Origin of the sequence: Noviherbaspirillum sp. UKPF54 (assembly GCF_007874125.1) — a bacterium.
GTDB lineage: Bacteria > Pseudomonadota > Gammaproteobacteria > Burkholderiales > Burkholderiaceae_D > Noviherbaspirillum.
This window is the reverse complement of the sequence record NZ_CP040128.1, coordinates 4,202,942-4,215,249: the sequence shown is the minus strand read 5'-3', so window position 1 is coordinate 4,215,249 and position 12,308 is coordinate 4,202,942. Positions and strand designations below refer to the sequence as shown.

Annotated in this window: 12 protein-coding genes; 6 read left to right on the top strand and 6 right to left on the bottom strand. The window is 64.2% G+C overall.

Features of this window, described 5'->3' with window-relative positions:
• Nucleotides 1-49: 49 nt before the first annotated feature.
• Nucleotides 50-889, bottom strand: coding sequence for a universal stress protein (locus FAY22_RS19445; RefSeq protein WP_146332257.1), 840 nt, complete (start codon nucleotides 887-889; stop codon nucleotides 50-52).
• A 251-nt stretch (nucleotides 890-1,140) separates the two neighbouring features.
• On the opposite strand from FAY22_RS19445, the gene FAY22_RS19440 reads away from it, so the two are divergent.
• The 3 genes from FAY22_RS19440 to FAY22_RS19430 all read left to right on the top strand — a co-directional run bounded on the left by FAY22_RS19440 (nucleotide 1,141) and on the right by FAY22_RS19430 (nucleotide 3,511).
• The gene (locus tag FAY22_RS19440) at nucleotides 1,141-1,986 is read left to right on the top strand and encodes a universal stress protein (protein ID WP_146332254.1); all 846 of its coding nucleotides are present in this window, start codon (nucleotides 1,141-1,143) and stop codon (nucleotides 1,984-1,986) included.
• A gap of 86 nt (nucleotides 1,987-2,072) precedes the next feature.
• Nucleotides 2,073-2,720, top strand: coding sequence for a LysE family transporter (locus FAY22_RS19435; protein WP_146332252.1), 648 nt, complete (start codon nucleotides 2,073-2,075; stop codon nucleotides 2,718-2,720).
• A gap of 326 nt (nucleotides 2,721-3,046) precedes the next feature.
• Nucleotides 3,047-3,511: a hypothetical protein gene (locus FAY22_RS19430; RefSeq protein WP_146332250.1), complete on the top strand. Its 465-nt coding sequence runs from the start codon at nucleotides 3,047-3,049 to the stop codon at nucleotides 3,509-3,511.
• A gap of 40 nt (nucleotides 3,512-3,551) precedes the next feature.
• Here the strand turns inward: FAY22_RS19430 and FAY22_RS19425 are convergent, their stop codons facing one another.
• Nucleotides 3,552-3,776 (bottom strand): hypothetical protein, encoded by a 225-nt coding sequence (locus FAY22_RS19425; protein ID WP_146332248.1) that lies wholly within the window; start codon nucleotides 3,774-3,776, stop codon nucleotides 3,552-3,554.
• A gap of 400 nt (nucleotides 3,777-4,176) precedes the next feature.
• Here FAY22_RS19425 and FAY22_RS19420 point away from each other — a divergent pair, with 400 nt between their 5' ends.
• On the top strand, nucleotides 4,177-4,860 hold the full coding sequence (locus FAY22_RS19420) for a hypothetical protein (RefSeq protein ID WP_146332246.1): 684 nt from the start codon (nucleotides 4,177-4,179) through the stop codon (nucleotides 4,858-4,860).
• A gap of 100 nt (nucleotides 4,861-4,960) precedes the next feature.
• Here FAY22_RS19420 and FAY22_RS19415 read toward each other — a convergent pair whose 3' ends face one another.
• Together FAY22_RS19415 and FAY22_RS19410 are read right to left on the bottom strand one after the other, a co-directional pair.
• A complete protein-coding gene (locus tag FAY22_RS19415) occupies nucleotides 4,961-5,224 on the bottom strand; it encodes a hypothetical protein (protein WP_146332244.1) in 264 nt (87 codons plus the stop codon).
• A gap of 125 nt (nucleotides 5,225-5,349) precedes the next feature.
• A complete protein-coding gene (locus FAY22_RS19410) occupies nucleotides 5,350-6,024 on the bottom strand; it encodes a helix-turn-helix transcriptional regulator (RefSeq protein ID WP_146332242.1) in 675 nt (224 codons plus the stop codon).
• Nucleotides 6,025-6,380: 356 nt separating this feature from the next.
• Between FAY22_RS19410 and FAY22_RS19405 the strand changes: the two genes are divergently transcribed.
• Nucleotides 6,381-7,490, top strand: coding sequence for a GGDEF domain-containing protein (locus FAY22_RS19405; RefSeq protein ID WP_146332240.1), 1,110 nt, complete (start codon nucleotides 6,381-6,383; stop codon nucleotides 7,488-7,490).
• On the opposite strand, the gene FAY22_RS19400 is transcribed toward FAY22_RS19405, so the two are convergent.
• Together FAY22_RS19400 and FAY22_RS19395 are read right to left on the bottom strand one after the other, a co-directional pair.
• Nucleotides 7,481-8,767, bottom strand: a complete 1,287-nt coding sequence (locus FAY22_RS19400) for an HD-GYP domain-containing protein (RefSeq protein WP_168204893.1) — start codon at nucleotides 8,765-8,767, stop codon at nucleotides 7,481-7,483. The genes FAY22_RS19405 and FAY22_RS19400 overlap by 10 nt on opposite strands.
• A 21-nt stretch (nucleotides 8,768-8,788) precedes the next feature.
• Nucleotides 8,789-9,199 carry a hemerythrin domain-containing protein gene (locus FAY22_RS19395; protein ID WP_146332236.1) on the bottom strand — a complete coding sequence of 137 codons (411 nt, stop codon included), beginning with the start codon at nucleotides 9,197-9,199 and terminating at the stop codon, nucleotides 8,789-8,791.
• A 457-nt stretch (nucleotides 9,200-9,656) separates the two neighbouring features.
• On the opposite strand from FAY22_RS19395, the gene FAY22_RS19390 reads away from it, so the two are divergent.
• Nucleotides 9,657-12,284, top strand: a complete 2,628-nt coding sequence (locus FAY22_RS19390; protein WP_146332234.1) for a chemotaxis protein CheW — start codon at nucleotides 9,657-9,659, stop codon at nucleotides 12,282-12,284.
• Nucleotides 12,285-12,308 lie beyond the last annotated feature (24 nt).

Below are 12,308 nucleotides of genomic sequence, written 5' to 3'. Positions count from 1 at the left end.
GTTCTCCTTGTTTGTGGCTGCGCCAGCCGGCGCGACACGTCGTGCGGAATTAATGCGACATCAGCACCGGCACTGTCATTGCGTCGAGCACCGCGCGCGTGACGCCGCCCAGCAGCACTTCGCGAAAGCGCGCATGGCCATAGCCGCCCATCACGATCAGGTCGGCGCCGAAATAGGCGGTATGCGCCAGCAGTGCGCCGCCGACATCGCCCGCCGAGGACAGCAGGCTTACCTCGACCTTGACGCCGTGGCGGGCCAGGAACAGCGCGATGTCGGCGCCCGGCTCCTCGCCATGCGCCTGCGGTCCGATTTCCGCGTCGAATATCGCGACCTGGACTTGGGCGGCCTGCCGCAGCAGGGGAATGGCGGCATGCACCGTGCGCGCGGCCTGCATGCCGCCGTCCCAGGCGAGCAGCACGCGCGGCGCGTCCAGAGTAAATGTCCCCTCAGCGGGCACGATCAGCACCGGGCAAGCCGAGTTCATCATCACGTATTCCGTCAGCGTCTGCCCCCGCAGGGAGTCGGAGAGGTCATGCTGACCGATGACCAGCAGATCACTGTAGCGCGCCTGCAGGCAAAGCGCCGCCCCCGCATCGTCCTCGATCACGCGTTTTTCGAACGACTGCACGCCGGCTCGGCCGGCGGCGCGCGCGAACCGCCCCAGCGCGGCGTACGCCTGCTCCTTGAGCTGATCCAGGTAGGCCGGCGCCGCCGCCGCTGCGACACCTGTCAATCCGCCGAGGTGGAAATACGCCGGCAAACCGGTTGCCGCCACGCCCACCAGATGGGCGCCGCAGCCCACCGCATAGTGCGCGGCCAGCGCGATGCGCGACTGCGCCTGGGGCGAATCGTCGACGTAGACACCGATTGTGCTGTACCCATGAACCATGTGACACCTCCCTCCGGCCGTTGCGCGCCGTGTTGCAAATAGTTATTAAAAAAATACTATGGTCAATGCCCAGCGATTTAAATGACCAAGATCAAAAAATCCCCTGTGTGTGCGTGCCGGAATTCATTGACTTGAGTCATGCAATTTTCCTGACCGGCGTCTTACCATGGGCCGCTCGCGTCGCACCAGCCAGCGCCATCCTTGCAGTGCCGGCGGTGCGCGGCGCTTTTACCCACACAGGGAGAACCCACATGACTTATCGCATCGTCGCCGTTCATGTCAACGAATCACAGCATCTGATCGACCGCATCAACGTCGCGGCCCAGGTCGCGCGCGACGCCGGCGCACATCTCGTCGGCGTGGCGTGCAGCGGCCCGGCCGACAACTACTACATGGCCGACCTGCTCGGCGCCGGCGCGGCCGGGTTGAACATTTACCGCGACTTCATGAAGGAACAGTGCGCGACCAATCTTGCAGCCTTCGAGGCGGCGGCCGACAAGGCCGGGGTGCCGTTTTTCGAAAAGCGCGTGATCGAGGACGAAGCCGGCATCGCCCTGTGTCTGCAGGCGCGCTACAGCGACCTCTTGGTCGTCGGTCAGCCGGATCCGGACGAAATGCCGCCGGCGCAACGTGCCGACATGGTCGAATACGTGCTGATGCATAGCGGCCGGCCGCTGCTGCTGGTGCCATATGCATGGAAGGCCGGCGCCATCGGCAAGAGGGTGATGGTGGCCTGGGACGGCAGCCTGGAAGCGGCGCGCGCCGTCTCCGGCGCCATTCCGCTGCTGCGCAACGCAAGGCTGGTACAGGTCAACGTATTCAATCCCGAGGTCGGCCCGGACGCGCACGGCGAAGAACCCGGCGCCGATATCGCGCTCTACCTGGAACGGCACGGCATCGAGGTCGAAGTCTCGCGCCAGCACGTCGGCCACCAGATCGATGTCGGCAATGCGATGCTGTCGCACGCGGCCGACATCGGCGCCGACCTGATCGTGATGGGCGGCTATGGCCATGCGCGCTTTCGCGAAGTGCTCATGGGCGGCGTCACGCAAACCATCCTGCGCTCGATGACGGTGCCGGTACTGATGTCGCACTGACGCCGGCGACCAGGCCCGGGCACTGCCGAGCACGTTCGGGCGCGACGTTGCATAATCCTTGTTTAAGGATTACGCATGGAGCGCACATGACTTTCGCCGCCTGGATCACCTTTTTCTTCGCCGCCTGCATCATCGCCGTCTCTCCCGGGTCGGGCGCCGTACTGTCGATGTCGCACGGCCTGTCCTACGGCGTGCGCAAGACCACCGGCACCATCCTCGGGCTGCAGCTCGGTCTGCTGCTGGTGCTGTTCATCGCCGGCGCGGGCGTCGGTTCGCTGCTGCTGGCATCCGAAGTCGCCTTCCGCGTCGTCAAGACCGTCGGCGCGCTGTACCTGATCTATCTCGGCTTTGCGCAATGGCGCGCCAAGGTGCAAGTGCGCTCCGACCTGCCGGCGCGGGAACCGGCGCAGACAGCCGTGCCGCCGCTGCGCCGGCGCCTGTTGCTCGGCTTCCTCACCAATGCCACCAATCCGAAAGGCATCATCTTCATGGTGGCGGTACTGCCGCAATTCATCACACACGACGCGCCGGTGCTGCCGCAGTTGCTGATCCTGGCGGCCACCATGTGCACGGTGGACCTGGCCGTGATGCACGGTTATGCCTTCGCCGCATCATCGATGCAGCGCTTTTTCCGCGACGCACGCGCAGTGAAAATGCAAAACGCGTTTTTCGGCAGCATCCTGATGGCCGTCGGCGCGGCGCTATTTTTTGTCAAGCGCAGTCCGAACGCCTGATCGCGTTTCATGCAACGACACGTTGCGGCCGGCGCAAGACAACATGACTTGCAGCGCCGGCCTTTCTTCCCTCTCCTTTGCCCGGAAAAAATGATGGCCTTCGCGCACGGCGTGCAATAACGCCGGCAAGCATCAATGCGGCGCGCATGTGATTGCCGCGTGCGCGCCGCCCCCCAAACTTCGCCGCTTTTGGCCGGCACCTTGAGCTTCTACAAACCGCACGCAGGAAGGCGAAATATCTTGAGTAGTACTGCGCCCGCGATCGATGCCGCTTGATCGCAGGCAGCTTGCCCGACCATCCATCAAACTCCGCAAAGGAGAATGACATGCAGCATGCCGCCTGCTCCTCCGCCATCCGCCTGCTTTGCTGCATCGGCATTACTTTGTTGACCGTTACCGCCCGCGCCCAGGTCAGCGAGTTCGCCAACGCGGCCGAGTGCCGCATGCATTGGGACGATGAATTCGCCAGCTATGCGCGGCAATACAAGGCTTGTGGCCCTGAGTGCCTGTCGAGCGAAACCAGGCGCCACGAATACCTGCGGTACAGCGACTGGCTCAACCGGCTGGAACAGTGGCATGAATTCTGCCGCGCCATGAACAGCACCGAGCTGCAGCTGCGCGAGCGGGAAGCAGCTGCCGCCTGGCGGATTTCCCTGCGCGCGGAGGGACAGTCGAGCTGCGAACTGATCCGCTCCGGCGAAGTGAAGTTCCGCTTTCAGTGGAAGGAAAAAGGCGGCAAGCGGTGCTATTCCAATTCCGGCATGCACAAGCGCGCCGCAGCGTGCTGTTAGACGTCACACTGGGTCACGCAGCTATAAGTTGTACCACGCCTTAATCCAGTGGCCGGTCGGTATGCCGCCATACCGCGTCCGGCTCGCTCCTGGCGACGATGCGCTCCCACTTGGTGCCGCAGGCATGGCAAACGTAGTACTCGACGTGGCCGGTCGCGGTGGCACCGAAATTGATGCCCGCCTGCGAATGCAGCAGCAGTTCGGCGTGTGGCGACACGGCGGCGTTGCGCCCAACGAGCGCCTTGCAGTCAGCGCACTCGGCCATGTGCCGCTCCGCTGCTGCATGAATACGCTTGCATTGCCATAGTCCCTCCAGAGTTTCGCACGGATTGGCGAGTTATCTTCACCTTCATACGGTGCGTTGACCTTGACGACAACACCTTGCGCCGTATCAGACGCGGGATTTGAATCGCCGCAAGACTGTGCCGCCGGTTTTCCGTTGCACATGTTCCATTCCGAAAGCTGTTGTATGCACGCTGCAGCGGTATCGGGACGCGTGAGATGGATCAACGCGCGCAGCAGCCCGGCAAACGACAGTTAACCCCGGCTCGACAACCCCGGCGGCGCCCCCTACTCCGACATGCACCGCCGTTTGCGGCGCCCGTTCCGGCGAGGAAGGCGCCCCGGTCCGACGCCTTCCCCCCAACCACCAAAAAGGAATCCCCATGATCGCATTTCAGGCAAAGGAAAGCACCGCGCAACTGCAGGACGCCGACGTCACCGATGTCGACACCCAAACCGACATGCATGCAGCCGCCGGCAACGAGGGCGCGGCGGCGGTCAAGGAAAGCATCGTCAGTCGCCTGTCGGGCAAGGCCGCCGATGCCGACATCGTCATCGTGGTCAGGGCCACGGTGTCGGACGCGCTTAAGGCCGGCGGCGGCGCGGCGGCCGAACTCACGCAAGTCATCCACAACGTGGTCACCGGTGCCATCCAGGCCGCCGAGCAGGTCGGCCTGGACCTGACCGCCAGCATCAAGAGCGTCACCAAGGGTGTGGTACAGGGCGTGCATGAAGTCGGCGGCGACGTCATCGCCGCGGCGGCCGAAACCGCGCATGCGGTCATCAAGCATGCCTCCATGGTCGGCAACGACGCCGGCCGCGCTGCACGGCATGCGGCCAATGGCATCATCGAAGGCGCCGCCGACACCGGCGGCAACGCCGCCCACGCGGCAAAGCGCGCCGCCGAAGGCGCCATCGTCGAGGCCGGCAAGATCGGCAACCTGGCGGTCAGGACGGTCAAGGAAGTCGTGATCGGCGTGAGCGACAGCGTCGGCCAAGTGGTCGCCAGCGTGCTGCCGCACTCGGTGCGCCGCGCCGCGCAGACGGAGCACGCGCCACAGGATTGAGCGAGCCGCGCAAGCGCTGCTGGAAAACTGGCCGGGCCACGAGCCCGCCAGTGCCGCGCTTGACGGCGTGGTGAATGCGAGCACCGCTAGCGCGGCGTCTTCAGCGGGTGAGATTCCACGACTGCTGTTGCGGATACCGGTCCCAGAACTGTCCCCACTGCGCCAGGTTATCTCGCCTGCCGGATTTCAGGATGCAAGCGCGCCACTGTTCGCTGCCCTTGGCATAGCCGGCCTTTTCGCATCCGGGACCATACTGCGGCGCCATCGCGAGGGCCGGGTCGGCATCGTACGCAGCTCGCTGGTCGGCGGTCGAGCAAGCCGCGAGCAATGCCATCGCGGCCAGCAACACAATTGGTGTACGCATCGCGATCTCCTTCATGCTTAAGTGAAACACCTCCACGATGGAAGCGGTTCCCGCATGAAGGATTGGAGCGCGGCGCGGAAACGGAAGTTCGATCTGCCTGCAATGTCGTTACGGCAATCACAGCATCAGGCTGCGTTCTGTTCCCGGGCGCGCAATGCCATTGCCATGCCGAACGCCGACTGCATGAAGGCCAGCACGCTGGCGAATTCCTGGTCGTTCAATTCGCGCGCATCGTCGCAGGCGCGGTAGATGTTGGCGAACTCGCGCTCGCGCCCGGCCTGCACCAGTAACCGGCCAAAGCCGAGGTCTTCAATGATCTTCCACAACTTCGGGTTGTAGCTGCGCGTCAGGTTCAGGAAAAACACCACCGGGTCCTTGCGCCCGAGGATCGCGGTCAGGCGCAAGATGATTTCGAACGGCAGCGCCGCCTTGCCGTTTTCCGCCAGGTCCAGCAAGACCGGGTCCTGCAAGTCCACCGCCTTGCCTAGTTCCTCCAGGCTCAGCCCGGCCGTCTTGCGCGCGCTGCGCAGCAGGTCGCCGGTTTTTTTCAGCATGTCCTTCTGTTCGGGGCTGCTGATGCGTTGCCGCGCCAGCGTGATCGTGATATCGGTGGCGGCCACCGATATGTTGAGCAGGGAATCGGTCCATTCCCGCACTTGCCGCACCAGGCGGAACACGGCCGAATCGGAGGCCGGCGGCGCCGTGAGCGTTGTTTTCCGGGAGGGCTTCTTGCGCAGGGCGCGAACAGGTTGCGCCGCGCCGCGCGCGCGCGCCGCTGTGGTTTTCTTTGGTGTAGCCATGGAACGTGATCCGTTTTCTTGTCATCCGACGGCAGTGGTGAAGCGCCGCACGTTGTAGGGAGGCATAAAAAGCCATCTGCGCTGCGCAGTTTGCCGCGCAATCTCCAAGGGCGGCAGCGGAATGTGGATGGCGCTTGATAAAAATCTAGTGCCGATTGGAAATGCGGCGATGCAAAACGATTGCTTGATCGCGTTCAATAGCACTTTCTCGGCAGGCAGATTGCGTAGCCAGCGCGTCGCGTTAACGACCCTTTCCTTTGGCACGGAAAGCAGTTACATTTAGTTACCGTAGGGAAACAGCCAGCCGTGAGTCCGGTCATGGCTGGACGGCACCGTTGTCACCGAAGGGTTCTCGCATGCGCTCGCTTTCTTCCGTTTGGAACCTTCTCGTCAGCACCGATGAAAAGATCCGGCGCCAGCTCGGCTATTGGGCGGTCACCGCCGGGATGTATTTGCTGTGCACTGCCTTGCTCTGGCTCGAAGTCAGCTTCGGCGAGGCGCCGCGGCAGGCGACGATATGGACGTCGATCGTGATGCTCGGCGGGTTGCTGCCGTTTTTCCTGCTCATCCGCCTGAGCGCCCGGCTGTCACTGCGGCCGTCGCAGCTGGCGCTCGCCCAGGGCATCTTGGCCATTATCTGCACGGTCTTCTTCTACGCGCTGAGCGGCCCGGCGCGCGGCGCGACACTCAGCATCCTGCTGGTGGTGCTGGTATTTTGCACATTTACGCTGGAGGCGGACAAAAGCCACAGCCTCAGCGTGTTCGCCATCGGCTTGCTCGGCTTGACGATGGCCGCGCTCCCGTGCATCGATCCGGTGCGCTTCCCGCCACGTCTGGAAATGATCCACTTTTTCATCGCGGCAGCGACGCTGCTGGTGGTCGCCTTCCTGACCGGCAAACTGAGCCAGCTGCGCTCCCATCTGAAAGCGCAAAAGGCGGAACTGGCCGACGCGCTGGCGCGCATCCGGATCCTGGCCACGCAGGACGAACTGACTTCGCTGGCCAACCGGCGCCACATGAGCGAAGTGCTGGCCGACGAAGAGCGCAGGCTGCGCACGTCCGGCCAGCCGACCTGCCTGGCGCTGCTCGACATCGACTGGTTCAAGCAGATCAACGACAAGCACGGCCATGACGCCGGCGACGCCGTGCTGCGCCTGTTCGCCGGGCAGGCGCAAGGCGCATTGCGCGCGACCGACGTGCTGGCGCGCTGGGGCGGCGAGGAATTCCTGCTCCTGATGCGCGATACGAGCCTCGACGACGCCACTCAGGTGCTCGGCCGCGTGCGCGACCGCATTGCGCTCGCCTGCGCCGTCGAATTGCCGCACCTGCCGGTGGTGACGTTCTCCGCCGGGCTGGTCGCCATGTCGCCGGGCGAGGGAGTCGCCGCCGGCATCCGCCGCGCCGACCAGGCACTTTACCGCGCCAAGTCCGAAGGGCGAAACCGCGTCATGTTCGCCTATTCCTGAGCGACGGCCGCCTGCTGCGACAGGTTGCGGATCTGCTGGATGTCGTCGAAATCGCGGCGCAGGATTGCCACGATATCACCGTCTAGCGCGCCGTCGCACACCTGCTTGTCGAGAACCGCCAGACACTCGGCGCGTGCCATGCCGCGGCGATAAGGCCGGTCTTCGGTGATGGCGGTAAATACGTCGGCCACGGCGATGATGCGCGCGCCAGGCGGAATGTCGCGTGTACGGAATGGATAGCCGGTGCCGTCGAGGCGTTCATGGTGCAGCGAGGCCCAGATATCGACCTGCTCCAGGCCCGGCACCGTCGACAGGATCTGATGCGTGTAGTACGGGTGCTGCTTGATGACGAACATTTCCTGCGCCGTCAGCCTGCCCGGCTTGTCCAGGAGCGCCGGCGGCACCGCCAGCTTGCCGATGTCGTGCAAATAGCCGGCCACGCCGATCAGCCCGCGCTGCGCCGGCGCCAGCCCCAGACGCGTCGCCAGTCCTTCGCTGGTGGCGGCCACCCCGCTTGAATGCGTCGCGGTAAACGCGCTGCGGTAATCGATGATCCGGCCGAAGATCCTGGACAGCGCGCGCAGGCCGTCCAGGTCGAACGGCACGGTGGCGCCGCCGAAGCGGCGCATGAGGATGCGCTCCTTGTGGCGGCTGGTCAGGTCGAGCCAGAAGGACTCCTTGTGCGAGAGCGCGTCGAACGCGTCGGCCACGTCCGGATGAAACAGGCGATTGCGCCCGGAAGCGACCGCCGCGCGCAGGCCCGCAGCCTGCGCCAGCACATCGGCGCTGTCGCCGGGCAGCACCGCCACGCGGTCCGCCAGGCGCAGGATATGGCTCGACAGCGGAACCGGGATGCCGCCGAATTCGCCGCCGCGGCCGAAATCCCAGTCGACATGATGAAAGCGGATGGCATGCGCGGCCCGGGCGAAAGGCAGGCAGTCGCGCAGCATGAGATAGCCCTGCATGCCATGCCGGTGCACTTCATCCGATATCTGGGTACGGCTGAGCAAGTCCTGCGTCAGGGCGTCCTCCAGCAGCCCGGCCCAGGCCGGCGAGCTGACGGCGGCCAGGTCGTGCAAGGCGCCGGCGATCAGCACATCCTCGATCTGCGCGCCGCTCAAGCCGAGTTCCTCGGCCACGCAGGATGCCGCATAGGCCACCCGCAGGTGATGTTCCGACACGGCGGGATGCAGGAAATCGATGGCGCGCGCCAGGCACAGCACCATGTCAAACGGGTTGACCTCGATTCCCTCGGCGGCAGCGGGCACGGTCGGCACGGTCATTCCAGGCGGGATAAATCAGCTGGCCTCGATGACCGGGTAAAAGTCGGTGTCTTCCTTGCGCATGCGCTCGTACAGCACCTTGAGCACGCTGTTGGCGTCGGCGCGGAATTGTTCCGGGTTGCCGGAGACGGTCGCCGGCGTGTTCCAGCGGCGCGCGAAATCGAGGTAGGCCTGCGCGATACTCGTCATTTCATCCTGAAACCGTTTCCCCATGCGCGCGAGTGCGGGATTTTTCGTCGCCTGCAGCGCCGGATACAGGATCGTGTCCTCGACTGCCAGGTGCAGCTTGATGGTCGAGCTCATCCCGATGATCATGCGGGAGATGTCGGCGGCATTGTCGCGGATCCCGCTCTTGACCAGGTCCCGCAAGGTCGCGATGCACGTGAGGATTTCAATATGCTGATGCTTGAACTTGTCGATGTTCATGAACACTCCCTACGATCTGTTTGAAAAGGGCTCAAGCGACTGCCGCTGCCGCGCGCCGGTGAGCGCCGGGTTCGCAATCGTTGATACAGAGCAATTTTAAGCACGCGGAATAAAAGATGCAAACAAAATATATCTTTTAGGAATTTCTGTTGCCATCCTCGTTACCAAAGCAGATAGCCACTGCTATTACGCGCTGAAAAGTTGCATTTATGCACTATTTTGGCGCACGGGAAGACTTGTCCCCGGCACCTTTTCAGTCGACTTAAGCCGTTTCGAGACCGCTTGCCAGACCCGGCGCTCCCGCAACAGACGCGCTTCTGCCGGCTGCTGCCCGTTCGCCAGCCGCACTCAGGGCGGCCATTCACTGACTTGGCCTGCTCCTTGCAATATTGTTGCAGCGCACTATTTTGCGCCGTGCATGTGCCAGGCCGCCCTCAACCCTTTGCCGAGAAAAACAATGACGAGCGATACCGACTCCCTGCCGATCGATACCTTCCTCCCCTACATGCGCGACGTGATGCGCTGCGAGCAATCGCTGCGCGAGCTGAACCTGATGTGGCGCATGATCGAGGCGTCGGCCAAGATGAACTGCCCCGTCGAGGCCAAGGCGATCCTGCCGACCATGGCTGCCACCCGCGCCGGGTTCAACCGCCTGGAGCAGGATCTGGTCAACAGCCTGGTACGCGAAAAGGTCGGCAACGTGCTCGCCGAGATTGCCACCAAGGCGCAGTACGTGATCGACATCGTGGTGCGCAACCTGTACGAGCGCACTGCCGACGTCGGCTTTCTCGCCACCGACCGCGAGCTGTGCGCGTTCGTCGCCGGCCAGCGCGACGACGCCGACGCCATCCGCCTGCGCCTGCGCGCCTACCGCAGCAAGTACACCGTGTACGACGAGATCATCCTGCTCGACACCGAAGGCAATGTGCTGGTGCAGATCAATGAGGACACGCCGCTCGAAGGCAGCACTGATCCGCTGATCGCCGCGTCGCTCGCTTGCGACGGCTATGTCGAAACTTTCCGCCACAGCGACCTGCGGCCGGGCAAGCAGGAAGCGCTGATCTATTCGCGCCGCATGCTGCACCCGGATTCTGGCGCGCCGGTCGGCGTGCTGTGCCTGTGCTTTCATTTCGAGGAAGAGATGGCCGGCATCTTTCGCTCGCACCGCGACCCGGACGGGCGCTCCAACATGCTGCTGCTCGACGCCCACAACCGCGTGATCGCGAGCGCCGACGAACGCTGGATTCCGGTCGGCGCCACGGTTCCGGTCAACCGCGAGGCGCAGCCGCAACTGCTTCTGTATGGCGGGCGAGAGTACCTGGTGCGCACTTTTTCCGCCGCAGGCTACCAAGGCTACATGGGGCCGCCCGGATGGCAGGGGCAGGTGATGGTGCCGGTCAACGTCGCCTTCCATGGCGTTGGCGCGCACACATTGGCGGCGCTCGACGGCGATATCGCCGACGGTCTGCTGTCGCATGCGCGTTCGTTCTGCCCGCCGCTGTTCGAGATCATGACCGCGGCCGACACCATCCGCCGCGTGGTGTGGAACGGGCAGGTGATGACCGCCGGCCAGCGCGGCGAACTGCTGAAGCTGAAAACCATCCTCGACCAGATCAGCGAAACCGGCAACCGCAGCGATGCGCTGTTTTCGCAGTCGATCCGCGACCTGTACGAAACGGTGCTGGCGTCTTCCCTGCGCGACGCGGAGTTCGTGTCGCACCTGCTGGTCGATCTGCTCGACCGCAACCTGTACGAGCGCTCGGACGACTGCCGCTGGTGGGCGCTCACGCCGGAGCTGCGCCACGTGCTGTCCTCGTCCGACCGCTACAGCGCGCCACTGGACGGGGTCACCGAGGTGCTGGAGTACATCAACAAGCTGTACACGGTGTACACCCGCATTTTCGTGTACACCGAAACCGGCGAAATCATCGCCAGCACCAATCCGCTGGAAAACGGAGTGCCGGTGATCGGCAGCCGCATCGACGCCGATACGCTGGCCAAGGTGCGCGCCCTGCGCAGCGAGCAGGAGTATGTCGTAACACCGTTTGCGCCGACGCCCTTGTACGGCGACCGTCCGACCTATGTCTATCATGCGGCGATACGCGATCCGTCGCGCGAATCGACGGTCGTCGGCGGCATCGGCATCGTGTTCGACGCAGAACCGGAGCTGGCAGCGATGCTCGGCGGCGCACTGCACGACAAACCCGGCACCACCGCTTTTTTCACCGACCGCACCGGCCGCGTGCTGTCATCCACCGACCCGGCGCGCCCGCCGGGCTCGTGGCTGGACATCGACCCGGCACTGCTGCAGCTGGACAACGGCAGCAGTGCCTCGCGCATCGTCATCCATGACGGGCATTATTCGGTCATGGGCTGCACCGCATCGAGCGGCTACCGCGAATTCAAGGTGACCGATGGCTACCGGGAAGATGTGCTGGCGCTGGTGTTCACCCCCTTCGGCGAAGCACGCGGCAGTAGCGGAGGCGCGAACCGCAACGACACGACAATCGAAACCGACTTGACCATCAACGGCGGCACAGAATACGCCACCTTCTTCGTCGACGGTGCACTGTTCGCCTTGCCCGCCGCCTGCGTGCGGCAAGCATTGCCGGCGTCGCAGGTAGCGCCCGTATCGATGGGCGGCCGGCGCGAGCGCGTCGGCTTGCTCGCGGTGGAGCAGCAAGGCGAAGATAAAGGCTATGTCTGGGTCTTCGACCTGGCCCATCTGATGCATGGCAAGCCGACCTCGCTCGACAACGGCAGCCAGGTGGTGGTGGTGAGTCACGGCGAGCGGCAAGTCGGCCTGCTGGTCGGGGACTTGCACGGCGTGCCGGAATTTCAGCCCGCGCAAATCGTGCCGACACCGTTTGCCGCCCAAGCCGATGGCTTGCTGGTCAAGCAGGTGATCAAGGCCAACGGCGGGCGCCTGCTGATCCAGGCCATCGATATCGCGCAGCTGTTTTCCTGCCTGGCGGATCCATCGCTGCCGACCTTGCTGAATCTGGTCGACGCGAAACAGTTGATTACGGACGTGCATGCCGCACAATGCGAAAACGGCGGCATCATCGTCGGGGAGGCGGCATGAGCGGCGGTGACGAGGATGCCGATC

Coding starts and splice junctions, on each gene's coding strand:
- FAY22_RS19445 (WP_146332257.1), bottom strand. CDS start 889: ATGGTTCATGGGTACAGCACAATCGGTGTCTACGTCGACGATTCGCCC.
- FAY22_RS19440 (WP_146332254.1), top strand. CDS start 1,141: ATGACTTATCGCATCGTCGCCGTTCATGTCAACGAATCACAGCATCTG.
- FAY22_RS19435 (WP_146332252.1), top strand. CDS start 2,073: ATGACTTTCGCCGCCTGGATCACCTTTTTCTTCGCCGCCTGCATCATC.
- FAY22_RS19430 (WP_146332250.1), top strand. CDS start 3,047: ATGCAGCATGCCGCCTGCTCCTCCGCCATCCGCCTGCTTTGCTGCATC.
- FAY22_RS19425 (WP_146332248.1), bottom strand. CDS start 3,776: ATGGCCGAGTGCGCTGACTGCAAGGCGCTCGTTGGGCGCAACGCCGCC.
- FAY22_RS19420 (WP_146332246.1), top strand. CDS start 4,177: ATGATCGCATTTCAGGCAAAGGAAAGCACCGCGCAACTGCAGGACGCC.
- FAY22_RS19415 (WP_146332244.1), bottom strand. CDS start 5,224: ATGCGTACACCAATTGTGTTGCTGGCCGCGATGGCATTGCTCGCGGCT.
- FAY22_RS19410 (WP_146332242.1), bottom strand. CDS start 6,024: ATGGCTACACCAAAGAAAACCACAGCGGCGCGCGCGCGCGGCGCGGCG.
- FAY22_RS19405 (WP_146332240.1), top strand. CDS start 6,381: ATGCGCTCGCTTTCTTCCGTTTGGAACCTTCTCGTCAGCACCGATGAA.
- FAY22_RS19395 (WP_146332236.1), bottom strand. CDS start 9,199: ATGAACATCGACAAGTTCAAGCATCAGCATATTGAAATCCTCACGTGC.
- FAY22_RS19390 (WP_146332234.1), top strand. CDS start 9,657: ATGACGAGCGATACCGACTCCCTGCCGATCGATACCTTCCTCCCCTAC.